This window comes from Flavobacterium sp. LM5, assembly GCF_002017945.1.
Lineage (GTDB): Bacteria > Bacteroidota > Bacteroidia > Flavobacteriales > Flavobacteriaceae > Flavobacterium > Flavobacterium succinicans.
Window position 1 is genome coordinate 320,731 of sequence record NZ_MUFX01000002.1, and the last position, 25,462, is coordinate 346,192.

Consider the following 25,462-nt stretch of genomic DNA (forward strand, 5'->3'; position numbering starts at 1 on the left):
TTTTTTATATTTTAGAAAAACTAAATTATTTCTTTTCGATTTCTCGCATACTATCCATTTTCTTATGAGCAAGAAAACCTTTGATGTCTTCAAAATGTTCTATCACTCGTTTGTTTCCAAACTCGAAAACTTTTGTGGCCAATCCGTCAAGAAAATCCCTGTCGTGCGAAACTAGAATTAAAGTTCCGTCAAAATCACGCAACGCATCTTTAATAATATCTTTAGTTTTCATATCCAAGTGATTGGAAGGCTCATCCAGAATTAGAAGATTTACGGGTTCTAATAACAATTTAATCATGGCCAAACGCGTTTTTTCTCCCCCAGAAAGCACTTTTACTTTCTTTTGAATATCATCTCCTTGAAACATAAACGCGCCAAGAATATTTTTTATTTGAGTTCGAACATCACCAACTGCAATTCTATCAATGGTTTCAAATATGGTAGCATTTTCATCTAACATTGCTGCTTGATTTTGAGCAAAATAACCAATTTGTGCATTGTGCCCAACTTCTACAGAACCTCCATTAATTTCAATTTCTTTCATAATGGCTTTAATCATCGTAGATTTACCTTCACCATTTTTACCTACGAAAGCCACTTTTTGTCCGCGCTCAATGACTAAATTGGCATCTTTAAAAATCAATTTATCACCATACGACTTTTCCAAATCTTTAACAATAACTGGATATTGACCTGAACGAGCCGATGGTGGAAATTTCAATTTTAAAGCCGAAGTATCAATTTCATCTACTTCAATTGGAACAATTTTCTCTAACATTCTGACACGAGATTGCACGGCATCGGTTTTAGAAAAAGTACCGCGAAAACGCTCAATGAATGCTTGATTATCTGCTATAAATTTTTGTTGCTCATCGTATGCCTTTTGCTGGTGAACGCGTCTGTCTTTTCGCAACTCTAAATAGTGAGAATATTTGGCTTTGTAGTCGTAAATTCTTCCCATTGTCACTTCGATCGTTCTATTTGTAATATTATCTACAAAAGCTCTATCGTGAGAAATTACCATTACCGCTTTGGCTTGATTAATCAAAAAGTCTTCCAACCATTCGATACTATCCATATCCAAGTGATTGGTGGGCTCATCGAGTAGAATCAAATCAGGTTTTGTCAAAAGAATTTTCGCCAATTCAATTCGCATTCTCCAACCACCAGAAAATTCTTTGGTGGGACGACTAAAATCTTCTCTTTCAAAACCTAAACCTTTTAATATTTTTTCAACTTCAGCTTCATAATTAACCTCTTCAATAGAATAATACTTCTCCGATAATTCTGAAACTCTTTCAATCAACTTCATATACTCATCACTTTCATAATCCGTACGAATCGTTAATTGCTCATTGATTTCGTCAATTTCTTTTTTCATATTTAAAACACCCGCAAAAGCTTTGGATGTCTCTTCCATAACAGTACAATTATCTTCCGTCAATAAATGCTGTGGCAAGTAAGCCACCACCGCATCACTTGGCGCCGAAATAATACCGCGAGTAGGCTTATTTGCACCTGCAACGATTTTTAACAAAGTAGATTTTCCTGCTCCATTTTTACCCATAAGGGCAATTTTATCGGTTTCATTGATAGCAAATGTAACTTCGCTAAACAGCGTTGTGCCACCAAATTCAACGGCAATATCGTTTACTGTAATCATTAATTTAAAAATAAAAGGTTAGAGGTTAAAAATCAGATGATTTCGAACGCCAAAATTTTGAAGGTGCAAAGATAGCTTAAATAAAGAATTGCGCAATTGCTAACCTGATTATGTACAATAAAAAATGCCTCTCCAAAACGAAAAGGCATTTTCTATAAATAGTTGAAGCGCTAACTATTCTTTGCGATATTTTTTGGTCACTTCAAAAACATGTTCTAAAATAGCTGCTTCTTTTTCATCAAAAGCCACATTGCGACGCGACATGACCAATCGTGCAGTTTCAAAAGCTTTTTTGGTCAAATATGTCGTAAATCCAGAAGCTCCTCCCCATGAAAAACTCGGAACAAAATTTCTAGGAAACCCACTGCCAAAAATATTAGCACTAACTCCTACTACAGTCCCAGTATTGAACATAGTATTGATACCACACTTACTATGGTCGCCCATCATTAAGCCACAAAACTGAAGCCCTGTTTTTGCAAAACCCTCAGTTTCATAGCTCCACAAACGAACTTCTTCATAATTATTTTTAAGATTTGAATTGTTACTATCAGCACCAATATTACACCATTCTCCCAAAACCGAATCTCCTAAAAACCCTTCATGGCCTTTATTGGCGTTGGCAAAAACAACCGAATTTTTAACCTCTCCACCTATTCGAGACCCTGGTCCTACTGTGGTAGCACCGTACACTTTTGATCCCATTTTTACTTGTGCCTTTTCACATAAAGCGAAAGGGCCACGAATCACAGAACCTTCCATAATCTCGCTATCTTTACCAATATAAATGGGCCCAGACGAAGCATTCAACGTCACAAACTCTAATTTCGCACCTTCTTCGATAAAGACATTCTCGGGAGCAATGACATTGACACTTTTAGGTATTTGTTGCGATCTTCTATCTTGAGTCAAAAACTCAAAATCTTCTCGAATAGCAGCATCATTTTTTGAAAAAATATCCCAAGTATTTTCAATAGTAATACAATCGTCGTTGTATTCTATAATTTCATACGTATCAAAATCGACTTCTTCTTGATTTTCGGATGTATAAAAAGCAATGATTTCATCTTTCTTAAAAATGGCTTGATTGGCTTCAAGGTTACTCACTAATTCGGCCAAAATAGCATTAGGCAAAAAAGACGCATTGATCATGACATTTCCTTCTAATTCAACCATCGGATATTTGTCCGATAAATACTCTTCGGTCAAAGTTGTGGTAGTCGACCCAAGGTGCAATTCCCATTTTTGACGAATGGTCATAATACCCACCAGAATATCTGCAACGGGTCGGGTAAAGGTAAACGGTAACAAAGCATTTCGAGCGGGTCCGTCAAAAAGTATGTAGTTCATAAAAATTTAATTTGGCTATTGTTTTATTTCGATTTGGTTATCGCGCACAAAGTTAAATTATTTTATGGTATAAACTAAAGACGCCAGGTCTGTAAACCGAATTGCGATCACAAAAAAAAGCCTCTCTATAAAGAAAGGCTTTGCTGAATTTAAAAACGAGTTAAAATTATTTAACGTGTTTTGCGTATTTAGTTTTGAATTTATCAATACGTCCTGCAGTATCGATAAGTTTAGATTTACCTGTGTAAAAAGGGTGAGAAGTTCTAGAAATCTCCATTTTTACTACTGGATATTCAACGCCTTCGTGAATAATTGTTTCTTTAGTTTCTGCTGTAGATTTAGTAATAAAAACATCGTCATTTGACATGTCTTTGAAAGCAACTAATCTGTAATTCTCTGGGTGAATACCTTTTTTCATCTTAAATCTTTTTTTTATTAGTTCAATTATAATTTGTTTTGCAGCTTTTCTTCTGAGTGAAAAGGTATAAACATCTTATAACTTTTTATTTACACTATTATTTTTGAGTGTGCAAATTTACACTTATTTTTAGAATTACAAACCTTTACTTTGTTTTTTTTTAGCTTTTCCTAGGAAACATTTTTTAGCCTCAATAAAAGCAGAATTGCTATATTTGTGGACTAATTAAAAACCAAACCACTATGATCAACGAAATTATTAAAAAAAACGGTATTACTTTTGGCATTATCAGCGGGATTATCTCATGTTTAACTATTGCAATAATGTACGCAATAGATTTAAATTTATTTCTTAATTCTTGGCTTTTCCTTATCAACATTACCATTTCGTTGACTCTATCTATCATTTTACTTACCAAAACCAAAAAAGAATTACAAGTTGACTTTTCATTTAAAGATGCTTTTACCACCTATTTTATTTATACCGTTATCGGTCTTTTGATCGTGACACTTTTCAACATCGTACTTTGGAACTTCATAGATCCTGCGGCCAAAGAAACGCTAGAAGAAATGACCATCAAATTCACGGTAAATATGATGAAAAAATTTAACACACCTGCCACCGCAATAAACGAGGCAATCAAAGGCATGAAAGAAAATAGTCAATTCAGTATTGCTTCGCAATTTAAAGGTCTTTTTACTAATATTGCCCTAAGCTCTATTTTCGGATTACTTATGGCTGCCTTTTTCAAAACAAGAAAAACACATCAAGAATAAAACAATTAAATGAATTTAACTATCCTAATACCACTTCTTAACGAAGAGGAATCCTTACAAGAATTGTACACTTGGATCCTAAAAGTGATGCAATCCAATAATTACTCCTATGAAATCCTTTTTTTAGATGACGGAAGTACCGACAATTCTTGGACTATTATTGAAAATTTTGCCGCAACAAATTCCAACGTAAAAGGAATTCGTTTTATGAAAAACTTTGGTAAATCGCAAGCACTACATGCTGGATTTGCTCAAGCCAAAGGCGAAGTGATCATCACTATGGATGCCGATTTACAGGATAGTCCTGACGAAATTCCAGGATTATACAACATGATTACCGAGCAAAAATACGATTTGGTATCAGGATGGAAAAAGAAACGTTATGATTCGATAGTTGCTAAAAATCTTCCTTCTAAATTATTCAACTGGGCGGCCAGAAAAACTTCTGGTGTACAACTGAATGATTTCAACTGCGGATTAAAAGCGTATAAAAATGTAGTAGTCAAAAACATTGAGGTTTCTGGCGAAATGCACCGATATATTCCAGTTTTGGCTAAAAATGCTGGATTTGGAAAAATTGGAGAAAAAGTTGTACAACATCAAGCTAGAAAATACGGAGAAACTAAATTTGGAATGGACCGTTTCATTAATGGCTTCTTAGATTTGATTACCATTTGGTTTTTATCGCGTTTTGGCAAAAGACCTATGCATCTTTTTGGCGCTATTGGCTCTTTAATGTTCATTATCGGCTTTTTTGCAGCTGCTTATATTGGTGTTTCAAAACTGTATCATTTGTATAACGACATGAAGTATACTTTGATCACCAATAATCCTTGGTTTTACATTGCTTTAACTACAATGGTTCTAGGAACTCAACTATTTTTAGCAGGTTTTCTGGGTGAAATTATTTTGAGAACCAAAAACAATGAAGCGCGATACAAAATTGCAAATCAAATTAATTTATAATTGAGTTACACAAAAAAGCAATCACAAATTATTGTTTCATATAAAATCAATAAAAAATGAATATCCCACAAAACATTCTAGACGCACTAAATATCTGGCTTACCCCAACCTTTGACACCGCTACTCAAGATGCTGTAAAAGAATTAATGACTACCGCTCCAAAAGATTTAGAAGAGAGTTTTTATAAAAATCTAGAATTCGGAACCGGAGGAATGCGCGGCGTTATGGGCGTAGGTGACAATCGAATTAACAAATACACCTTAGGAAAAAGCACGCAAGGATTGTCTAATTACTTGAAAAGTGTTTTTCCTGGTGAGCAAATAAAAGCAGCCATTGCTTTTGACTGTCGTCATAATAGCAAAACACTAGCAAAAGTTGTAGCAAATGTATTTTCTGCTAACGGAATCGAAGTGTTCCTTTTTTCGGATTTACGTCCTACACCAGAATTGTCTTTTGCCTTAAAACACCTGAACTGTCATTGTGGAATCGTACTCACTGCCTCTCACAATCCCCCAGAATACAACGGATACAAAGTATATTGGCAAGATGGCGGACAAATTGTTCCTCCTCAGGATGGAGCCATCATCGATGTGATTGAAAATTTAAAATACTATGAAATTAATTTTTCGGCTAACGAAGATTTGATTCATTTTATAGATACTGAGTTAGACCAAGCCTTCATTCAATCCTCTATTGAAAACTCTAGTTTTAACACTCCCGCAGCCGCAAAAGAAAACTTAAATATCGTATTCACTTCTTTGCATGGAACATCCATAACGATCATCCCAGAAACATTAAGCAAAGCAGGCTACACTAACGTTAATATAGTTGAAGAGCAAGCCATTCCTAACGGAGATTTTCCAACGGTAAAATCTCCAAATCCAGAAGAACCAGAAGCTCTTACTATGGCTTTGGCATTGGCCGATAAAACCAACGCTGACATTGTGGTAGGAACAGATCCAGACTGTGACCGTTTGGGAGTTGCTGTTCGCAATAACGAAGGAAAAATGGTATTGCTAAACGGAAATCAAACCATGATTTTGATGACCGCCTTTTTGTTAGAAAAATGGAAACAAGCCGAAAAAATCAACGGTAAACAATTTGTAGGTTCTACCATAGTTTCCACTCCAATGATGATGGAATTAGCCACTGCTTATAACGTAGAATGCAAAGTGGGCTTGACAGGATTCAAATGGATTGCCAAAATGATCAAAGATTTCCCTGAACTACAATTCATTGGTGGTGGAGAAGAAAGTTTTGGTTTCATGGTAGGCGATGCTGTACGAGACAAAGATGCTGTAGCTGCTACCCTATTGGTATGTGAATTGGCTGCTCAAGCCAAAGCCAAAGGAAGCTCTGTTTACAACGAATTGATTCAACTTTATGTGGATCACGGTTTTTACAAAGAACATTTGGTTTCATTGACCAAAAAAGGAATGGACGGCTTGCAAGCCATTAATCAAATGATGATTGATTTGCGCGAAAATCCTGTAAAAGAAATCGACGGACAACGTGTAATCATGGTGGAAGATTACCAATCCTCAATTGCTAAAAATTTATTATCTGGTGAAGAACTGGCTATGGATATTCCAAAATCTAATGTGCTAATTTATTATACTGAAGATGGTTCGAAAATTTGCGCAAGACCAAGTGGCACAGAACCTAAAATTAAATTCTATATCAGTGTAAATACTACACTAGAAGCTGTGGAAGATTTTGTGGAAGTAGAACACATTTTAGATCAAAAAATAAAAAATATTATTGCTGCAATGCAATTAAACTAATGGATAAAAATTTAATAAAATTACTACCTTATACAAAAAAATACCAGTCAAACATTGTTTGGAACGTGACGTATAATATTTTGTATGCCCTATTTAGTACCATTTCAATGCTGACTTTATTACCAATGCTGGAAGTATTGTTTGGCAAAAATAAAGCAATAGAAAAAGCTCCTGTTTATAAAGGAATAGGCAATATAATGAGTTTTGGAAAAGATTTATTGTATTATCAAATTTCAGAAATTACCAAAGATAGTGGCAAACAATTTGCTTTATTATTAGTGGTCTCTTTAGTAATTACTACCTTTTTATTAAAAAATATTTTTAATTACCTAGCCTCTTATCACATCATGCACCTTAAAAATGGGGTATTAAGGGATTTGAGAAAAAAAATGTTCAACAAAATAATTGAATTACCCATATCCTATTATTCTGAAAAAAGAAAAGGCGACGTGATGGCCAGAATGTTGGGAGACGTTAATGAGGTACAAAATTCTTTTTTTTCTATTTTAGAATTAGTTGTAAAAGAACCACTAACGATAGTTTTTGCATTAGTAACCATGTTTGCTATTAGTGCTAAACTAACCTTATTCGTTTTGGTTTTCATTCCGCTTTCTGGGCTAATTATATCCAAAATTGGAAAAAACCTAAAATCAAAATCATTAAGAGCTCAAAACGAAAGTGGGTTATTGATCTCAATTGTTGAAGAAAGTCTAGGGGGCTTGAAAGTAGTAAAAAGCTATAATGCCGAACCAGCTTTTAAAAAGAAATTCAATGATTCGATAACAAGATTACTTAATTTATCCAACAGCATAGGAAACAAAAACAACCTAGCCTCACCTTTAAGTGAATTCATGGGCATTACTACTATTGCTGTTTTACTTTGGTACGGAGGAAATTTAGTTTTGGTTGATGAAACGCTAGATGGTGCTTCTTTTATAGTTTATCTAACATTAGCCTACAACATACTTACACCTGCAAAAGCGATCTCTAAGGCATCATATTCTGTAAAAAATGGTTTAGCCGCCGCAGAACGAGTTTTTGAAGTATTAGAAGTAAAAAATGAAATAACTTCTAAAGAAAATTCGATACAAAAAAACACTTTTGATGATAAAATAAGCCTTCAAAATATCAACTTCCGATATGAAAACGAAAATGTACTTAAAAATTTCTCTTTAGAAGTAAAAAAAGGACAGACGGTGGCTTTGGTAGGACAATCGGGTAGCGGAAAAAGTACGATTGCCAATTTACTGACACGCTTTTACGATGTGAACGAAGGCATAATTTCTATTGACAATCACAACATCAAAGATTTTGATTTGCATTCGTTAAGAAGCCTAATCGGACTCGTTACTCAAGATAGTATATTATTTAACGATACTATTAAAGAAAACATAGCACTTGGCAAACCTGACGCAACCGATGAAGAAATCATAGAAGCTTTAAAAGTGGCGAATGCTTATGAATTTGTAGTTACCTTACCAAAAGGAATTTACACTAACATTGGTGACAGCGGAAACAAACTTTCAGGTGGACAAAAACAACGCTTATCTATCGCGAGAGCAGTCTTGAAAAATCCTCCTATAATGATTTTGGACGAAGCTACCTCAGCTTTGGACACTGAAAGCGAAAAATTTGTTCAGGTGGCACTCGAAAATATGATGCAAAACAGAACTTCGATTGTTATTGCACACCGACTTTCTACTATTCAGAAAGCTGATGTAATTGTGGTAATGAAAAAAGGAAAAATAGTAGAGCAAGGAACTCATGAAGAATTAATCGCTATGAATGGCACTTATAACAAATTAGTAACCATGCAATCCCTTGAATAGCCTGAAAATTTTGTATCTTTAAAGTAGTTTACTACTCTTTAAATTTTACAAATGTACCTTGACAATCCCAACATACAATTACCCGAAGATCCAGAAACTATAGTATGGAAATACCTAGACTTGTCTAAATTTTTAGATTTATTATTATCTAAAAAATTATTCATGTCTAGGTCGGATAAATTTGAAGACCAATACGAAGGCACCTTTAGCGAACCAACTTTTGAGGAAATCAGAAAATTATCCAAAGACAAGCCTGACTTTTTAAATTACTACAAAACCCATCGTGAAAAGGTAGCCATTAGTAGCTGGCACATCAATGAATATGAATCGTTTGCGATGTGGCAAATTTTTACGCAAAACAGTGAAGGTTTAGCCATCCAATCCACAATTGGCAGATTACAGAAAGCATTGGAGCCAGAGCATCATTTTGATCAATACATTGGAGAGGTCAATTATATTGACTACAAAAAAGAATACATTCCGTTTGACGATTTGTTTTTTCCTTTTTTATACAAACGGAAAAGTTTTCAGTACGAACGCGAAGTCCGTATTATCAGTGATGTTAGTCAAAACAACATCAAATTAAATGACGGCTTAAAAATCAATGTAGTTGTAAATGAATTGATCGAAAAAATTTACATCCACCCAAAATCAGAGAATTGGTATAAAAATTTAGTGATTGAATTGGTGGATAAATTAGGCTATCATATCGACATTGAAAAATCGGATTTAGAAAGTGATATTTTGATTTAAACTAAAGTGTTATTCGAATCGATATTGCGTTAGGGATTACTTCACTCATACTATTTTCATAGGAGTTCAGTGAACTTCGTTTGTAGTGAAAATCCTTTTTGAGGCTTTTTCGGCCTCAAAAAGATTGTAACGTAAAGCCCGCCCCCTGTGGTAACGCCCAAAAAAACTATGTCCCTTAATTTGTTGAAACTCGAAACGTTCGGAAATTAAATAGGGGAATATCTTACTACTTCCCAACTGGTTTTGGTCAAGTCGATGTAATTGTAATGCACTACATCTTTGGGGTCAAATTGGCCATTTTTATTGGTGTCTTCGATGGTTCTAAAATAGAGCCTGTTCATAGATTCTATCAACTCCCAATCGATTAATTCTTCCAAATCGGCCGACATTTTAGTAAATTTCTTTCCACTAATAAAACTCAAATATAAGGTATTGATATCGTTGGTATCGAGTTTTCCGTCTTTGTTGGTATCGGCATCGACCATGGTGTAGACCATGATTTGTTTTTGAATGCGATCTGAAACGGATTTCAAATAAGTTGCTGTTTCAATCACAATCGGCTCAGTGGATAAGGGACGTAGAGAGTCAGAATTTGTTTTTTGGAATTTTAAATTTTGTAAAAAACCGGTGATTTCATTTTGTGCTACATTGCTGATGGTAAAACTCACATCATTGACCGCTGATGAACCAAACTTGGATTTTTGGGCTCGATCAGAAACACGTAAATCTCCCACGGGATGGATCAAATAATCCGTTCCTTCCATTTGAATTGGCAAATCAGCTATGGCTACTTTTGAAGAATCTCTTCTAGTCTCCACAGTTACTTTTGGAATGGTATCATAGATCACTTTGGGTTTTTCGGCTTCTTTTTGACAACTTACCATCAAAAGAACACTTGACACTAAACCAACGATTGTTTTATTTTTCATGCTAACATTATTTATTCAAAAGTAATCATTTCTATTAAATTCGTACTTGATAAGTTTTAAAATCGAGCATTCAAGGTAATATTAAACACACGAGTTGTCATATAATTTGGAATTCCATACTGCGTTTTGGTATACACATCGCGAACCCAAGTATTGGTAATGGCGTTTTGATTATTAAAAATATTAAAAACCTCTAGCCCTAGAGCCAACTCTTGAAAGCTATTGGCCCATTTTCCATATACTTTATTAGAGCTTTTATCGATTAAAACTTTAGAAAAACCAACATCGGCACGACGATAATCTCGTAATCTGTTTTGATACAAATAAGGATCAGCATAAGAAGGCGAACCTCCTGGTAAACCAGTATTATAAACCAAATTAAGATACAATTTCACACTTGGAATATTGGGCATATAATCCTGAAATAGCATGGCAAACTTTAAGCGTTGATCGGTGGGACGAGCAATAAAACCTTTATTATCGGCATTTTCCTCGGTTTTCAAATACCCAAAACTAATCCATGATTCGGTACCAGGAACAAACTCACCATTCCATCTTATATCGACTCCCTGCGCATAGGCTACCGCATCATTAGTAGCGGCATACCGAATACGGACATTATCAATGGTATAAGTATTGACAGCTGTAAGTGATTTATAGTACAACTCGGTCACTAATTTAAATGGTCGATCCCATAAAGAAAAGCTGTAATCATTACCCAAAACAACATGTACAGACTGCTGGGCTTTAACATTGGGTCGTACCACGCCATCAGCTCCTCTGAGTTCGCGATAAGAGGGCGGTTGATGATAGAGCCCACCCGATAAACGAAACAAAAGATTCGCATTACCATTGGGTTTTATACTGAATTGCGCTCTTGGACTGACCGTCAGCTGGGAATCTCCTGCAACAGAAGCACCCAGTACTTGCCAACTATGCATTCTAACCCCAAAATTATACCAAACAAGACTTCGACCAATAATGTCTTTGCGACTCCATTGTGCATAGCCCGAAAAACGATTAACAGTATTAAAATTAATCGCTCTTACTTCTTGATACGGCACTAACGGCCCATTGAAAACAGTATACGGCTCATCTTTGTTGGGTAAAAATTTAGGCGGATTGATGGGAAATCCAGCCGAATCAATCACTTCCCATTCGCTAATTCTGTCTCGAATAGATTCTCGAGTGTACTTTACACCCCACTCCATGATATTATTGTTCCAATTATGAATACCTTTTACTTCGGCATTAGCAATCAGAGCATCTAAATCATTGCGTGCATGATTCAATTGCGACCCAATACCTCTTGAAAAAGAAACATCACCCAAGCTTTCGGACCCAATATTGGTATCTATTTCAGCCAAACGATATTCTGCCAAAATATCAAAATGTTCTTGCTCTAGTGTATGAAAAACAGCACCAATAAATTTGTAGGTTGAGACATCTGAAGTCTTAAATGTAGTTTTCAAAGACCCAAAAAAGGTTTGATACTGATCGCGTTCCTGCCCTTCATAAAAAACTAATAAGGCTTGAGGATTATCAATCGTGCCAAAATTTGTCTGTCGTGTTAGAGGCTCATAATTGTATTTATTTTGAGAAATATTTCCTAAAAAACTCCATTGCCACTTTGAAGAAGCTTGGAAATTTACAGCAGTTTGAACATCAACAAATGAAGGCGTAAAATTAGTCTGTGTTTCTTGACTATTGACCAATAAACTATTATTTCTGTAACGAACGCCTGTAATAGCGGTCCATTTTTTGTCTTTAGAAATAACATCCATGGCAACACTTCCTCCTAAAAAACTAGCGTTGACACTAGCTCCAAATCGTGTAGGTGTGCGATAGGTAATATCCAAAACAGACGATAATTTATCACCAAATTTAGACTGAAAACCACCTGCTGAAAAATCAATATTCTGTATCAAATCGGTATTCGTAAAGCTCAATCCTTCTTGTTGCCCCGAACGAATCAGGAAAGGACGATACACTTCCACTTCGTTTACATATACTAAATTCTCATCATAATTTCCACCTCTAACAGCGTATTGCGTACTCAATTCATTATTAGAATTGACTCCTGCCAAAGATTTTAATACATTTTCGATACCTGGATTAGCGCCTGGAATATTTTTTAACGTTTTGGGATCCATCGTCAATATGCCTTGAACACTTTTTTTATTATTGGCACTCACGATCACCTCTCCCATTTGTTCTTCTCTTTCGTTCAAAACCAAATTAAAATCGACGACTTCGTTTGAAGCGACATTCAATAATAACGTTGCTTTTTTGAACGTAACATGACTAAAAATTACTTTTAAATCAACATTAGCAGACAAGTCGATCGAATAAAACCCTTTTTCGTTAGACTTCGTCGTAAAACTAGACACTGAAACATTAACATTCTCTATTGGCTTATTCTTTGTGTCAAAAATATAACCTTGCATTTTGGCCTTTTGAGCATAAAATGGAGCTAAAAAGAAGAAAAAGGCTAAACAAAAAAAGTATTGATATCGTTTCAAAAGAAGAAAATTTAAAAATTAACGTTTGTAAAAACGTGTTTCAAAGATAGAGGAATTACCCATTTGATCTACCACTATCACTTTGAGTTGATTGGAACCGTCTACCAACTTCCCTTCATTAACCGCATGTGTTAATAGCTTGGTTTTATTATCGTATTCCATCAAAATCCATTGATCATTTACAAAGGCATTGTACGATTTAATTCCCGAAAGAGTATCATTAATTTTGACTTGAATAACGTCATTTTCACTAACTGTTTTACCAGCAAGAGGTTTAATCATTGTAATCACGGGAGGAACATTGTCTAAAAAAAGCCCATATTTACCTAAGGTTTTAACTTTGGTCGTCAACACATTCTCTTTACGGTACGTTGAATTGTAAACTACACGTCCTCCTTCGATTCTTCCAATAAAGATTTTTTCCAATTCCTCATTGGTATGAATGGAATCAACGGCTTGAATCGAAAAATTGCTATGAACAGGCACTGTATCATCATGAAGCGTTAGTACTTTATTGGCTACAGAAAAATTAATATCAAAATCATTATAAAACGTTTGGGCTGGAAAAGTGACCGTCCAGTTCTCTTTTTCAAAAATCGCTTCTTTTTTGGCTTTAATAAAATAATTAGATCGAATAGCTTCTTTTGGAACTAGGACTGGCTTTGTATCGTAGGCAATTGGAACCGTAATTACCGTTTTGTTCTTAAAAAAATCAGCTATTTCAATATGATAAGTACCTGACAAATTGGGCACAACAGCTATCGCACCATTATTCTGATCGGTTTTGATGATGCTTAAATCAAATGGTTGGGTTCGAAACAAGCGCTGAATACGTTGTTGTGATTTTTTATATCTTGAATAATCAATCAAAACGTTGATGTAACGCATTTCATCGAACGAATAAGTATCAAATTGAAACGCATAAGTTGGCGTCCCGTTGTAAAAAGATTGCACATCATACACCCCATTTTTGTTAAAGGAAACATCATCCGAATCGGTAGCAATTATTCCAAAACCTATTTTTCCATTCGCCAAAACTCGATCAGCAAGGTAAGATCCGTCTTTTTGCAATGTCACATTAATGGGAATGGGACGCAAAGACTGATTTACGCTAGTTTGGTTATCCAATGGAAAAACATAAACCGCTGAAACCAGTGGCCTTTTAGTATCTTTCAAAAAAGCATCAAAACCAAAAAACAAAGGATTGATGATGAATTCTGTTTTAGAATCTCTAATTTCAAAATGAAGATGTGGTCCCTCAGAAGCTCCAGTATTTCCAGAAAGAGCAATTTGCTGTCCTTTGGTTACCACAAGCTCATTCGGTTTTAAGAAAATTTCGACTTCAAAGGATTTCTCTTCATATTGTCTACTTTTTATCAATTCTTGAATAGGCCCAACGGCCTTTTGTAAATGTGCATAAACTGTTGTATAACCATTGGGATGCGTGATATAAATAGTCTTTCCATTCCCGAATGTAGAGATTTTGATTCTAGAAATATAACCGTCAGCAGCGGCATAAACTGCTAATCCTTCGCGTTGTTGTGTTTTATAATCCAAGCCCGCATGAAAATGATTGGGACGTAATTCACCAAAATTACCCGACAACTGCATCGGAATATCCAATGGTGCTCTAAAATAATCTTTAGGGTACTGAGACTGAGCCATCAAAACATGACCGAAAAACAACAAAAAATAGAATACCTTCATTTTAATCTTTTTGCTAAGGTAACCAAAACTGTTAAAAAGCAAAAAAAGATTTTATTTTCACAAGTATCTATTTATCAATTATTTAAATAATTTAGCACAAAAAAACAAATAAAATATTGTAATAATAAAAAGGAATACTAACTTTGTAAGATTAAGAAATGAATTGGCCCAAAAATGAGTGTAATTGCAGAAATAATTGATACTCTTGAAAATAAGATTGCAAAACTTTTTTCTAAAATACAATTTCTAGAGAAAAACAATCATGAATTAGGAGCAAAATTAAACCATGCAAGCCAAATCATATCGCAGCAGTCTCAAGAAATTGAAGTGTTGAAAAAACAATATGAGGCACTCAAATTAGCCAACACATTGCTAGGCAGTGAAGACAACAAAAGAGATACAAAGCTTAAAATAAATTCATTAATTCGCGAAATTGATTACTGTATAGCCCAGCTATCAGACTAAAAAATGGAAGAAAAGCTTAAAATAAAGATATCGATTGCAGATCGAATTTACCCGCTAACGGTTGATGCGAATCAAGAAGAAGGATTGCGAAGTGCATCCAAAAAAATAGATATCATGATTAAGCAGTTTGAAGAAAATTATGCTGTTAGAGACAAACAAGATGTACTGGCCATGTGTGCCCTACAATTTGCCTCACAAGTGGAACAAAAAAGTATTGATAACGCAATGAATGGTAGCGAAACTATCGATCGTTTACAAAAAATCAATACATTACTGGATCACTATCTCGATTAACGTTCATACAAAAGATTAAGATACTGCCTACATTAGTTCTTATTTGGTAAACTCAACACTAACAATTTAGAATGAGCAAATCATCGTTACTATAGCAAGCCAATTCAGTTTGGAAGCTTGAACAACGAGTTAGCTCAAAACTTGTCTTTTCGAGTTTATACAATCCCACTAATGTAGGTTTTTTTTATATATAATTTAAATACAAAATGGATAGCACACTACTAATAATTGTTTCAGGTATAATAGGTATTGCGGCTGGTTTTGGAATTGCCAAAATCATAGAAAAAAGCAATATTTCTAATTTAATAAAAAACGCAAAAAAAGAAGCTTCTTCTATTTTGAAAGATGCCAATTTAGAGGCAGAAAACATTAAAAAAGATAAAATTCTTCAAGCAAAAGAAAAATTTATCGAATTGAAATCGGAGCACGAGCAGGTGATTTTGGCTAGAGATAAAAAAGTAGCCGAAGTTGAAAAAAGAGTTCGTGATAAAGAATCTCAAGTTTCGAGTGAATTGTCTAAAGCAAAAAAAATCAACGATGATTTCGAAGCAAAAAAAGCTGAATTTCAAGCCAAAATTGAAGTTCTAGACAAGAAACAAGTAGAAGTTGAAAGATTGCATAAAAGCCAATTACAACAACTTGAAGTAATTTCTGGATTATCTGCTGAAGAAGCTAAAGAACAATTAGTAGAAGGATTAAAGGCTGAAGCTAAATCAAAAGCGATGTCTCACATTCAAGACACTATTGAAGAAGCCAAATTAACTGCGCAGCAAGAAGCTAAAAAAATCATCATCAACACTATTCAACGTGTTGGAACAGAAGAAGCTGTTGAAAATTGCGTGTCTGTTTTCAATATCGAATCCGATGATGTAAAAGGTAGAATTATTGGACGTGAAGGTAGAAACATTCGTGCACTAGAAGCTGCTACAGGGGTTGAAATCATTGTAGACGATACGCCAGAAGCGATTATTCTTTCTTGTTTCGATCCTGTTAGAAGAGAAATAGCTCGTTTATCGTTACATAAATTAGTAACTGATGGACGTATTCACCCTGCAAGAATTGAAGAAGTTGTAGCCAAAACCACCAAACAAATTGATGACGAAATCATAGAAGTTGGTAAACGTACAGTTATTGATTTAGGCATTCACGGATTACATCCTGAATTGATCAAAGTAGTAGGACGTATGAAGTACCGTTCTTCTTATGGACAAAATTTATTGCAACACTCTCGTGAAGTTTCTAAGCTTTGTGGAATTATGGCAGCCGAATTAGGCTTAAATGTTAAACTAGCCAAAAGAGCTGGCTTACTTCACGATATTGGAAAAGTACCAGATGCAGAAAGCGATTTGCCTCACGCCTTATTAGGAATGCAATGGGCTGAGAAATATGGTGAAAAAGAAGAAGTATGCAACGCCATTGGTGCTCACCACGATGAAATTGAAATGAAATCGTTGCTATCACCAATCATTCAAGTTTGTGATGCTATTTCAGGAGCTAGACCAGGAGCTAGAAGACAAGTTTTAGACTCATACATACAACGTTTAAAAGATCTTGAAGAAGTAGCTTATGGCTTTAACGGTGTTAAAAACGCATACGCCATTCAAGCCGGTAGAGAATTACGTGTGATTGTAGAAAGTGAAAAAGTATCAGACGATAATGCAGCGACTTTATCTTTTGAAATCTCACAAAAAATTCAAACTGAAATGACCTACCCAGGACAAGTAAAAGTAACAGTAATTAGAGAAACTAGAGCGGTGAATATTGCAAAATAACACCAATCTATATTCATAAAAAGGCTTCTATACGGAAGCCTTTTTTTATGCAATTAAAACAAGCCTCACGTTGTTTTCTTGAAATAAATTTTAAATGTAGACCCCACGTGTAAAGTACTTTCTACCTCAATCTTACCTCCCATATTTTCAATTTGATTTTTAGTAAGATACAGTCCCACTCCTCGAGCGTCATTGTTTTTATGAAACGTTTTATACAGTCCAAAAATAGAATCCTTATATTTATTCAAATCGATACCCAAGCCATTATCTTTGATGTTTAAAATAATAAAATCATCGTTTTCTTCAGAGGTGAAAATAATTTTAGGAACTTTTTTACTGTCCGAATATTTAATAGCATTGGTCACAGTATTTAGAAGAATACTTTCCAAATAAGCAGGCAAACAGTCTATAGTTACACTCGTTTGAATGTAATTCAACACCAATATATCTTTTTGCTTAATAGAATCATGCAGTACATCCAAAACTTTATTGATGTATACATTCAAATTCAATTCTTCTATCTCCTTATCTTTTACGGTGTGTATATTGACCAACTCATTCAAATTCTCAATGGTAGAAAACAATTCATCAGAAACAATTTGAATATTACTCAAGGTATCAGCGTCCGAAAGTAAATCTTCCTTATGTAAATCCAATAAAGATTTGATATTACCACTATGCGTACGCAAATTATGAGACACAATGTGAGCAAAATTGAGTAACTTATTATTTTGAATATTCAAAATTTCAAGCATTTTTGCCAATTCCAGTTCTTTTTCTTTTTGATCAGAAATATCAGTATGTGTACCAACAATACGCAAGGGCTTACCCTCAGCATCTCGCTCAATGACTTTACCTCTATCCAAAATCCATTTATAACGACCGTTACATAAAACTCTATGACAGGTTTCGTAGAATGGAATTTTATTTTCAAAATGCAAATTTATATTTCCATAATACTCCCCTCGGTCGTCAGGATGCACTCGTTCGTCCCACTCTTCTGGACTAGCCACCAAATCCGATTCGGTGAGCTCTAAAATTTTCATAGACTCTGAGGAATAATACACTTTTCCTGTAACCATGTCCCAGTCCCAAACCCCACGATCAGAAGCTTGAACGGCAAAATGATATCGTTCATCAGCTACTTTCATTCTTATTTCTTGTTCTTTAACATCCGTAACATCCGAGATTAATCCATAAAAGACGATCTCGTCAAGTTCATTTTTCTTCGGAGTGGCTTCAATTCGGATCCATTTATAACTACTATCAGGCAATAATAATCTAAATTCAACATCCCAAACTTCAATGTTAGCCACTGAACGCTCATAGGATTCTAAAAAACCTTTAAAATCAGGTTCGTAAATCGTGTAATTGGACAAATTATTAGCATCTTCCAGAAATTCATTAAAGGAAAACTCATTAAAAAAATCAATAGGTTTACTCAGAAAATCAATCGCAATTTTACGATCAGCATTAATACGGATTTGAAAAATAATATTAGGCAGTTGCTTGATTAAGCTTTCGTATAATTTATTTAAATCTTCGGGATTTCTGTTTTTTGTAAATATCATCTTTGCACAGCTTACATTTTGATAAAAATAGTAAATGTTTTCCTGAATCCAGCATTCAAAAAACTATTAGTGTAAAAACAGTAACAGACTACTTATCGCCTAGGATGATAGGTTTGCATTACCTTCTTTAAAAAGGTACGATCCAAGTGTACATAAATTTCAGTAGTAGTGATCGATTCATGTCCTAACATTAATTGAATCGAGCGCAGATCTGCTCCATTTTCAAGTAAATGTGTGGCAAAAGAATGCCTAAAAGTATGAGGGCTAATTTTTTTATTCAACTCTATTAAAGCAGCTAAGTTTTTAATTATGGTAAAAATCATAGCTCTAGTGAGTTGTCTACCTCTACGATTTAAAAACAAAGTGTCCTCATGACCTTTCTGAATAGGTAAATGTACCCGAACGGTTTCTTTATAGATTAAAATATACTGCTGAGTGTGTTCTCCAACAGGAACGAAACGTTGTTTATCTCCTTTACCACTGACTTTGATAAAACCTTCTTCAAAAAAAAGATCTGAAATTTTTAAACTAATTAATTCGGTTACCCGAAGACCGCAGCCATATAAGGTTTCAAGCATAGCTCGATTGCGTTCACCTTCGTTCGAACTCAAATCAATAGCCGAAATTAGATCATCAATTTCTGAAACCGACAAAACATCCGGCAATTTCCTGCCCAATCTAGGCGATTCAATCAACTCCATAGGATTATCGGTACGGATGTCCTCAAAAATTAAATACGAAAAAAAGCTTTTTAACCCCGATATGATTCGAGCCTGAGAACGCGCATTTACTTCTTTAGAAATGGCATAAATAAAAAACTGCACTGTTTCCTCAGAAATTGTCAGAGGTGTTTCCTCAATTCTTTGCTCGGTCAAAAACAAGCACAAGCGTTCCATATCAAAAGTATAATTGGCTACAGTGTTGACTGACAGCCCTCGCTCAATCCTAAGATAGGACTGGTACTGCTTGATATAATTACTCCAACTCATACCACAAAGAAACATAATTTTAAGGCATAAAAAAACCTCCTTTTTAGGGGAGGTTTAATAATTGAAATACAATAATTACAATTTAAAAGCTACTCCAAGATTTAAAGATGATAATGTTCCATTATTGGAAATTCCTTTGTATCCTAAAAACAATTCTGTCTGACCGAAAGAATAACCTACTTTAGGTTGATATAAGAATCCTCCTTCGCTTCCACTAGGCGCAACAGCAAGTGCATATCCTAAATCTAAGCCAAAGAAAAAGTTTTTTGACAAAGAGTATTGCGCTGTACCATAAACAGGAATAACACTAAAATCCTCAATATCAAAACTAAAAAAACCTACGTCAACAGATTCCCCAAAATAGTGTGAGTAACCAGTACCTACACCTGCTTCAAAATTATCCGCTACTTTCCAAGTGTAAACTGCATCAACTCCAAGATTTAAAGAATAACTATCTTTTATATCTCCTGTAGGCAAACCAACATGAGCACCTAATTTAAGACCACCATCTTGTGCATTAGCAAATGCAAATCCAAATACTGCCACAGCAGTTAACATAATTTTTTTCATTTTTTGTTTTGTTTATTAAGATTACACAGCTAATATATACACATTGAATGAATTAACAAAAAAGTATAAATGAAGAATTTGCAAACAAATACCTCTAAAACCAAGAAAAAAAGAAGATTCACAAACACAACTCTCTATACAACAAGTTGTTAAAAACTACTCCATCACTAAATTCAGGTATTTTTCACACAGAACAAAAAAAAATATATTTAACCTGTTTTTTCTGAAAAATAAAATTGTAAAAAAGCATTAAAAGTGCTTACTTCGCACCAAAATTTAACAGAAGACAATCGCCCTTTTTGAACTATACTATTGCAACAAAAACAGCGTTATTTGTCTTAAAATCTATACATCATGAAAAAAATTATTATTGTTGCAGCTTTTGCCTTGCTAGGCACATTGGACTCACAAGCACAATTATTACGTTTAGGAGCAAAAGCGGGTATTAATTACGCCAACCTTACCGGATCAGACATTACTGTTAACAAACAAAACTACAAATCAGATGCTATTACAAGTTATCATATTGGTTTATTAGCAGAGGTGAAGTTAACCGAAAAACTTGGCATACAACCTGAGTTATTGTATTCAACACAAGGAGCTTCTTATAAAAATGCCATTAAGGAATTCACTAATGAATTGGGATATTTATCTATTCCTGTCATGGCCAAAATTTATTTAAACAATACTTTTAGCTTAGAATTAGGACCTCAAGCTTCTTTCCTTTTGAGTGAAAAGAAAAATGTAGATTTTGAAGATTCCAAAACATTTGACTTTGCCATTGCAGGTGGTCTAGGAGTAAAAATTACCAAAAGTATCTTTGTTCAAGGGCGTTACGGCTTAGGTTTAACTGAAGTTTCAACGAATGCAAAAGCAAAAAATTCGGTAGTTCAAGTATCTGCTGGATTTATGTTTTAAGAAAAATAAAAAATCAACCTTAAAACCGTACTAGTATTTAGTACGGTTTTTTTATTTTTACCAAAAACAAAAATCATGAAAATTGCTATAATTAACGGACCCAATCTTAATTTACTCGGAAAACGCGAACCCGAAGTGTACGGAACCGCTACCTTCGAAGACTACTTTGAGACCCTAAAATCAACGTTCCCGAAAGTTGAATTCACTTATTTCCAAAGTAATATTGAGGGCGAATTAATTGACAAAATTCAAGAATTTGGCTTTTCTTATACCGGAATCATTCTCAATGCTGGCGCTTACACCCATACCTCGATTGGTATTGGCGATGCCGTAAAAGCCATCACTACCCCAGTTATCGAAGTACATATTTCTAACACATTTTCGCGAGAAAGTTTTAGACATCAATCTTATATTTCCGGCAATGCCAAAGGAGTCATTCTTGGCTTTGGCTTAAAAAGCTACGAATTGGCTATTCAGTCCTTTTTATAGTTTTTTAACCAACACCAAATAAATTAACAAAATTTTAAGGTGTAAGTTTTTTCACATATGTATTTTTACAGAAAAAACATATGAAACATTTGTACTTGATTGCCTTTGTATTAATTAGCACTTCCTATACCGCTCAAATTAAAGGAATCGTTAGTGATGAAAAGGGTAATCCATTGCCTTTTGTTTCTGTTATCATTCAAAATTCCTATTCAGGAACTACTACCAACGACAAAGGAAAATACGAACTGAACCTCAAAAAAGAAGGTGATTACACCCTATTATTCCAGTTCCTTGGTTACAAAACCGTAAAGAAACCGATTCATTACGAGAAAACACCAATTACAATTGACATTCAATTATCTGAAGAAAATTACACCCTCAACGAAGTAGTCATCAATCCAAAAAATAATCCTGCCAACGCCATTATCAAAAGTGCGATTGCAGCACGAAAAGAAAACGCTGAAAAAACAGCTCGATTCACCGCCGATTTTTATTCACGTGGATTATTCAAAATCAAAAATCTACCTAAAAAGATTTTAGGAATGAAAATAGAAATGCCAGACGAAATGACCACTGGCTTAGATTCAACTGGAAGCGGTATTTTGTACTTATCTGAAACCGTATCAAAACTAACCTTCGAAAAACCTAACAATTATAAAGAAAGAATTATTGCTTCTAAGATTTCGGGCAACGACAAAGGCTTTAGCTACAATACCGCACGCTCTTCATTTTACGATTTTTATGACAATACAGTCGATTTTGATGTAAAAATGATTTCGCCCATAGCTAGCAATGCCTTTCAATATTACAAATACAAACTCGAAAGCACTTTTTTTGACGAAAGCAATCATCAAATCAACAAAATTAAAGTCATTCCAAGACGCGACAAAGAACCCGTTTTTGAAGGTTACATTTATATTGTAGAAGACAGTTGGGCGATTTATGCCGTTGATTTCGACATCAAAGGCTATCGCATGCGCAATGAATTCACCGAAGTGATGACCTTAAAACAGAACTTCAATTACAATTCCAAAACTAAAATTTGGAGTAAAAATGCTCAAAGTTTAGCTTTTACAGCTGGTGCTTTCGGAATCGGATTCTCAGGTACTTTCAATTATGTGTACAGCAATTATGAATTCTTTGATGCTTTTGATAAAAAGACCTTTGGCAATGAAATTGTTAGTTTTGAAAACAATGCCAACAAAAAAGAAGATACTTTCTGGGAGAGCACAAGACCCATTCCACTCACCGAAGAAGAAAGCAAGGATTATATCAAAAAAGATAGCATTCAAACCATACGCTCGTCCAAAACCTATTTGGATTCTATCGACCAAAAACGAAACAAATTCAAACTATTAGACCCAATAACAGGCCATAATTATAGGAACACTTTCAAAAAATGGTCGTTCGATTATGCTGGATTAATGGACATAAGCTCACTAACTTTCAATACGGTTCAAGGTTTCAATCTAGACTCTGGCTTTACTTATCGCAAATGGGATGATGAATCTGGAAAAAGCACAGCCATTGCAACTACTTTCAATTATGGTTTTTCAGACGAACGTCTTCGAGTGGTCGGAAATTTTAGTCACCGATTTAACAATCAAAATTATGCCACAATTTGGGTTTCTGGAGGAACGGCGGTTAAACAATTCAACGAAAACAATCCAATTTCCCCTTTTATCAATTCGATAAGCACGCTCTTCTTTAAAAACAATTTTATGAAATTGTACAACAAAGAGTTTTTCAATGTGGCTTATTCACAGAATATAGCCAACGGTATCAACTTTACCGGAAAACTAGAATACAGCCAACGCAAACCTTTATTTAATACTACTAACTATACCTTTATCAAAAATGACGACCTTTATTCTTCAAACAATCCTTTGGATCCTAATGATTATTCAACTGCTGGTTTCTCAACTCATCAGTTACTAAAAGCTAATTTGAACTGGCGCATTAACTTTGGCAACCAATACATTTCGCGCCCTGACGGAAAATTCAACCTCCGAAACGACAAGTATCCAACCGTGCTTTTAGGCTACGAAAAAGCCTTTGCCGCTAGCCAAAAAAACTACGAGTACGACTTAATTAGTGCACGTGTTCTGTATGACCTTCCATTGGCCAACAAAGGCGATTTGGGTCTAAATCTAAGAGCGGGCAAATTCTTCAATGCCGAAAATATTGCCTTTATGGATTACAAACATTTCAATGGCAATCAAACACGAATTGGCCAAACCGAACGCTATTTAAACGTTTTCAACCTGTTACCCTATTACAGCAATAGCACAAACGATGCGTACTTTGAATTCCATTCAGAGTACAGCGACAATGGCTTTATCATGAACAAAATACCAGGACTCAACCTTTTAAAAAGCAGTTTAATGCTCGGTTTTCACAACTTAGCCATTCCAAATCGCAAACCTTATCAAGAAATCAGCATAGGACTCGATAACTTAGGAATCGGGAAATTCAAACAGTTCAGAGTAGATTATGTCCGCTCTTACCAAAATGGTTTTCAAGGTGATGGTGTGATTTTTGGACTAAAGCTTTTGAATATTTTAGATTAGGAGCAGAAAGAATAGGCTTTCTTGTGGGCAAAGTCCCGTCATCCGCTATATCTTTTTTTAATACCCCAAACAAAACCCTTCTAGAATTCAAAACTCCAGAAGGGTTATTAAAAAAAGGATGCCGCTACTACCGGGGCTAAAAGGAAGCATTCTACCTTTTTGCTTTCGTAGTGACTTAAAATTAATTAGGTTCTACATGAATCAAAACATGTCCCAAAGAGGGGATTTGCGCTCGAAGGGTATCTTTTAAGTCATGCGCAATATCATGTCCTTCTCTCACTGTAATCGTACCTTCTACCCTTGCGTGCAAATCAACATGATACTGCATTCCTGCTTTTCTTATAAAACATTTCTCAGTATCTAGAACTCCTGGAACCGTTAAGGAAACAACTCTAATTTCCTCAACCAATTCATCATATAGATGTTCATCCATTATCTCGCTCAAAGCGGGTCTAAATATTTTATAGCTATTGAATAAAATAAAACCAGAAGCAAAAAGAGCCGCCCAATCATCGGCAGATTCGTATCCTTTCCCAAAATAAAGTGCAATAGAAATTCCCAAAAAAGCCGCTACCGAAGTGATAGCATCGCTTCTATGATGCCAAGCATCGGCTTTCAAAGAAGAACTATTGGTTTCTTTACTTCTTTTCATCACCAACTGAAACGAATACTCTTTCCAAATAATAATGGCTCCCAAAATATAAAGAGTCCAAGATTTGGGCAAATCATGAGGTGTCCCAATGTTTTGAATACTCTCATAAGCAATGATAGTAGCCGAAGTAATCAAAAAACCGACCACTAGAAAGGTAATCAAAGGTTCCGCACGACCATGACCATAAGGATGATTATCATCGGCAGGTTTATTAGAATATTTGATACCAAAAAGCACCAAAAAAGACGCAAAAATATCAGTAGTAGATTCAATCGCGTCGGCAATTAACGCATAAGAATTACCGAAAAAACCTGCCAATCCTTTTACAATAGCCAAAGAGGTATTACCAATAATACTGAAATAAGTTGCTTTTATCGCCGTTTGTTCTTTAGACATAAGTAGCTATTAGTGATTAGTATTTAGCAATTAGTCCTTAGTAGTTAGTCTTGAAAAAGAACTAATCACTAAGGACTAA

General features: G+C 34.8%; 21 protein-coding genes and 1 other RNA gene. 12 read left to right on the top strand and 10 right to left on the bottom strand.

Going from position 1 to position 25,462, the window contains the following annotated elements; translation table 11 throughout:
* Window positions 1–25: 25 nt before the first annotated feature.
* The 3 genes from BXU11_RS09740 to BXU11_RS09750 all read right to left on the bottom strand — a co-directional run bounded on the left by BXU11_RS09740 (window position 26) and on the right by BXU11_RS09750 (window position 3,431).
* Window positions 26–1,663, bottom strand: coding sequence for an ABC-F family ATP-binding cassette domain-containing protein (locus BXU11_RS09740; RefSeq protein ID WP_024981359.1), 1,638 nt, complete (start codon window positions 1,661–1,663; stop codon window positions 26–28).
* A gap of 174 nt (window positions 1,664–1,837) precedes the next feature.
* Window positions 1,838–3,013 carry a GlmU family protein gene (locus BXU11_RS09745; RefSeq protein WP_024981358.1) on the bottom strand — a complete coding sequence of 392 codons (1,176 nt, stop codon included), beginning with the start codon at window positions 3,011–3,013 and terminating at the stop codon, window positions 1,838–1,840.
* A 166-nt stretch (window positions 3,014–3,179) separates the two neighbouring features.
* Window positions 3,180–3,431: a type B 50S ribosomal protein L31 gene (locus BXU11_RS09750; RefSeq protein ID WP_024981357.1), complete on the bottom strand. Its 252-nt coding sequence runs from the start codon at window positions 3,429–3,431 to the stop codon at window positions 3,180–3,182.
* A 242-nt stretch (window positions 3,432–3,673) separates the two neighbouring features.
* On the opposite strand from BXU11_RS09750, the gene BXU11_RS09755 reads away from it, so the two are divergent.
* The 5 genes from BXU11_RS09755 to BXU11_RS09775 are packed head-to-tail and all read left to right on the top strand — an operon-like array spanning window position 3,674 to window position 9,539.
* The gene (locus tag BXU11_RS09755) at window positions 3,674–4,207 is read left to right on the top strand and encodes a DUF4199 domain-containing protein (RefSeq protein WP_024981356.1); all 534 of its coding nucleotides are present in this window, start codon (window positions 3,674–3,676) and stop codon (window positions 4,205–4,207) included.
* A gap of 9 nt (window positions 4,208–4,216) precedes the next feature.
* A complete protein-coding gene (locus BXU11_RS09760) occupies window positions 4,217–5,173 on the top strand; it encodes a glycosyltransferase family 2 protein (protein ID WP_024981355.1) in 957 nt (318 codons plus the stop codon).
* A gap of 56 nt (window positions 5,174–5,229) precedes the next feature.
* Window positions 5,230–6,957, top strand: a complete 1,728-nt coding sequence (locus BXU11_RS09765) for a phospho-sugar mutase (protein ID WP_078212392.1) — start codon at window positions 5,230–5,232, stop codon at window positions 6,955–6,957.
* The gene (locus BXU11_RS09770) at window positions 6,957–8,786 is read left to right on the top strand and encodes an ABC transporter ATP-binding protein (RefSeq protein ID WP_024981353.1); all 1,830 of its coding nucleotides are present in this window, start codon (window positions 6,957–6,959) and stop codon (window positions 8,784–8,786) included. The genes BXU11_RS09765 and BXU11_RS09770 overlap by 1 nt, the downstream gene beginning before the upstream one ends.
* Before the next feature lie 51 nt (window positions 8,787–8,837).
* A complete protein-coding gene (locus tag BXU11_RS09775) occupies window positions 8,838–9,539 on the top strand; it encodes a DUF2971 domain-containing protein (protein ID WP_078212393.1) in 702 nt (233 codons plus the stop codon).
* 206 nt (window positions 9,540–9,745) lie between these two features.
* On the opposite strand, the gene BXU11_RS09780 is transcribed toward BXU11_RS09775, so the two are convergent.
* The 3 genes from BXU11_RS09780 to BXU11_RS09790 form a co-directional block, all read right to left on the bottom strand.
* Window positions 9,746–10,468, bottom strand: coding sequence for a hypothetical protein (locus tag BXU11_RS09780; RefSeq protein ID WP_078212394.1), 723 nt, complete (start codon window positions 10,466–10,468; stop codon window positions 9,746–9,748).
* Between the two features lie 56 nt (window positions 10,469–10,524).
* Complete coding sequence (locus BXU11_RS09785) at window positions 10,525–12,915, bottom strand: carboxypeptidase-like regulatory domain-containing protein (RefSeq protein ID WP_078212531.1); 2,391 nt, start codon at window positions 12,913–12,915, stop codon at window positions 10,525–10,527.
* 93 nt (window positions 12,916–13,008) lie between these two features.
* Window positions 13,009–14,697 (bottom strand): M23 family metallopeptidase, encoded by a 1,689-nt coding sequence (locus BXU11_RS09790; protein WP_078212395.1) that lies wholly within the window; start codon window positions 14,695–14,697, stop codon window positions 13,009–13,011.
* A gap of 174 nt (window positions 14,698–14,871) precedes the next feature.
* Between BXU11_RS09790 and BXU11_RS09795 the strand changes: the two genes are divergently transcribed.
* The 4 genes from BXU11_RS09795 (at window position 14,872) to rny (ending at window position 17,228) form a co-directional block, all read left to right on the top strand.
* Window positions 14,872–15,162, top strand: coding sequence for a hypothetical protein (locus tag BXU11_RS09795; protein WP_024981348.1), 291 nt, complete (start codon window positions 14,872–14,874; stop codon window positions 15,160–15,162).
* A gap of 3 nt (window positions 15,163–15,165) precedes the next feature.
* Window positions 15,166–15,456, top strand: a complete 291-nt coding sequence (locus BXU11_RS09800; RefSeq protein WP_024981347.1) for a cell division protein ZapA — start codon at window positions 15,166–15,168, stop codon at window positions 15,454–15,456.
* 50 nt (window positions 15,457–15,506) lie between these two features.
* Window positions 15,507–15,613, top strand: a non-coding RNA gene (ssrS, locus tag BXU11_RS09805) — 6S RNA.
* A 49-nt stretch (window positions 15,614–15,662) separates the two neighbouring features.
* On the top strand, window positions 15,663–17,228 hold the full coding sequence (gene rny, locus BXU11_RS09810; protein ID WP_024981346.1) for a ribonuclease Y: 1,566 nt from the start codon (window positions 15,663–15,665) through the stop codon (window positions 17,226–17,228).
* Window positions 17,229–17,293: 65 nt separating this feature from the next.
* Here the strand turns inward: rny and BXU11_RS09815 are convergent, their stop codons facing one another.
* The 3 genes from BXU11_RS09815 to BXU11_RS09825 form a co-directional block, all read right to left on the bottom strand.
* Window positions 17,294–18,799 carry a PAS domain-containing protein gene (locus BXU11_RS09815; protein WP_078212396.1) on the bottom strand — a complete coding sequence of 502 codons (1,506 nt, stop codon included), beginning with the start codon at window positions 18,797–18,799 and terminating at the stop codon, window positions 17,294–17,296.
* A gap of 92 nt (window positions 18,800–18,891) precedes the next feature.
* Window positions 18,892–19,788, bottom strand: a complete 897-nt coding sequence (locus BXU11_RS09820) for a site-specific tyrosine recombinase (RefSeq protein WP_078212397.1) — start codon at window positions 19,786–19,788, stop codon at window positions 18,892–18,894.
* A gap of 75 nt (window positions 19,789–19,863) precedes the next feature.
* Window positions 19,864–20,358 carry a hypothetical protein gene (locus BXU11_RS09825; RefSeq protein ID WP_078212398.1) on the bottom strand — a complete coding sequence of 165 codons (495 nt, stop codon included), beginning with the start codon at window positions 20,356–20,358 and terminating at the stop codon, window positions 19,864–19,866.
* A 354-nt stretch (window positions 20,359–20,712) separates the two neighbouring features.
* Between BXU11_RS09825 and BXU11_RS09830 the strand changes: the two genes are divergently transcribed.
* The 3 genes from BXU11_RS09830 (at window position 20,713) to BXU11_RS09840 (ending at window position 24,335) form a co-directional block, all read left to right on the top strand.
* Window positions 20,713–21,276, top strand: a complete 564-nt coding sequence (locus BXU11_RS09830; protein ID WP_024981341.1) for a porin family protein — start codon at window positions 20,713–20,715, stop codon at window positions 21,274–21,276.
* Between the two features lie 75 nt (window positions 21,277–21,351).
* Complete coding sequence (gene aroQ / locus BXU11_RS09835) at window positions 21,352–21,765, top strand: type II 3-dehydroquinate dehydratase (RefSeq protein ID WP_078212399.1); 414 nt, start codon at window positions 21,352–21,354, stop codon at window positions 21,763–21,765.
* 80 nt (window positions 21,766–21,845) lie between these two features.
* Window positions 21,846–24,335: a DUF5686 and carboxypeptidase regulatory-like domain-containing protein gene (locus BXU11_RS09840; RefSeq protein ID WP_078212400.1), complete on the top strand. Its 2,490-nt coding sequence runs from the start codon at window positions 21,846–21,848 to the stop codon at window positions 24,333–24,335.
* Between the two features lie 181 nt (window positions 24,336–24,516).
* Here the strand turns inward: BXU11_RS09840 and BXU11_RS09845 are convergent, their stop codons facing one another.
* The gene (locus tag BXU11_RS09845) at window positions 24,517–25,383 is read right to left on the bottom strand and encodes a cation diffusion facilitator family transporter (protein WP_078212401.1); all 867 of its coding nucleotides are present in this window, start codon (window positions 25,381–25,383) and stop codon (window positions 24,517–24,519) included.
* Window positions 25,384–25,462 lie beyond the last annotated feature (79 nt).

Bases quoted from the DNA above. Each gene is read 5' to 3' on its own strand.
- BXU11_RS09740 (WP_024981359.1), bottom strand. From the start codon at position 1,663: ATGATTACAGTAAACGATATTGCCGTTGAATTTGGTGGCACAACGCTG.
- BXU11_RS09745 (WP_024981358.1), bottom strand. From the start codon at position 3,013: ATGAACTACATACTTTTTGACGGACCCGCTCGAAATGCTTTGTTACCG.
- BXU11_RS09750 (WP_024981357.1), bottom strand. From the start codon at position 3,431: ATGAAAAAAGGTATTCACCCAGAGAATTACAGATTAGTTGCTTTCAAA.
- BXU11_RS09755 (WP_024981356.1), top strand. From the start codon at position 3,674: ATGATCAACGAAATTATTAAAAAAAACGGTATTACTTTTGGCATTATC.
- BXU11_RS09760 (WP_024981355.1), top strand. From the start codon at position 4,217: ATGAATTTAACTATCCTAATACCACTTCTTAACGAAGAGGAATCCTTA.
- BXU11_RS09765 (WP_078212392.1), top strand. From the start codon at position 5,230: ATGAATATCCCACAAAACATTCTAGACGCACTAAATATCTGGCTTACC.
- BXU11_RS09770 (WP_024981353.1), top strand. From the start codon at position 6,957: ATGGATAAAAATTTAATAAAATTACTACCTTATACAAAAAAATACCAG.
- BXU11_RS09775 (WP_078212393.1), top strand. From the start codon at position 8,838: ATGTACCTTGACAATCCCAACATACAATTACCCGAAGATCCAGAAACT.
- BXU11_RS09780 (WP_078212394.1), bottom strand. From the start codon at position 10,468: ATGAAAAATAAAACAATCGTTGGTTTAGTGTCAAGTGTTCTTTTGATG.
- BXU11_RS09785 (WP_078212531.1), bottom strand. From the start codon at position 12,915: ATGCAAGGTTATATTTTTGACACAAAGAATAAGCCAATAGAGAATGTT.
- BXU11_RS09790 (WP_078212395.1), bottom strand. From the start codon at position 14,697: ATGAAGGTATTCTATTTTTTGTTGTTTTTCGGTCATGTTTTGATGGCT.
- BXU11_RS09795 (WP_024981348.1), top strand. From the start codon at position 14,872: ATGAGTGTAATTGCAGAAATAATTGATACTCTTGAAAATAAGATTGCA.
- BXU11_RS09800 (WP_024981347.1), top strand. From the start codon at position 15,166: ATGGAAGAAAAGCTTAAAATAAAGATATCGATTGCAGATCGAATTTAC.
- rny (WP_024981346.1), top strand. From the start codon at position 15,663: ATGGATAGCACACTACTAATAATTGTTTCAGGTATAATAGGTATTGCG.
- BXU11_RS09815 (WP_078212396.1), bottom strand. From the start codon at position 18,799: ATGATATTTACAAAAAACAGAAATCCCGAAGATTTAAATAAATTATAC.
- BXU11_RS09820 (WP_078212397.1), bottom strand. From the start codon at position 19,788: ATGAGTTGGAGTAATTATATCAAGCAGTACCAGTCCTATCTTAGGATT.
- BXU11_RS09825 (WP_078212398.1), bottom strand. From the start codon at position 20,358: ATGAAAAAAATTATGTTAACTGCTGTGGCAGTATTTGGATTTGCATTT.
- BXU11_RS09830 (WP_024981341.1), top strand. From the start codon at position 20,713: ATGAAAAAAATTATTATTGTTGCAGCTTTTGCCTTGCTAGGCACATTG.
- aroQ (WP_078212399.1), top strand. From the start codon at position 21,352: ATGAAAATTGCTATAATTAACGGACCCAATCTTAATTTACTCGGAAAA.
- BXU11_RS09840 (WP_078212400.1), top strand. From the start codon at position 21,846: ATGAAACATTTGTACTTGATTGCCTTTGTATTAATTAGCACTTCCTAT.
- BXU11_RS09845 (WP_078212401.1), bottom strand. From the start codon at position 25,383: ATGTCTAAAGAACAAACGGCGATAAAAGCAACTTATTTCAGTATTATT.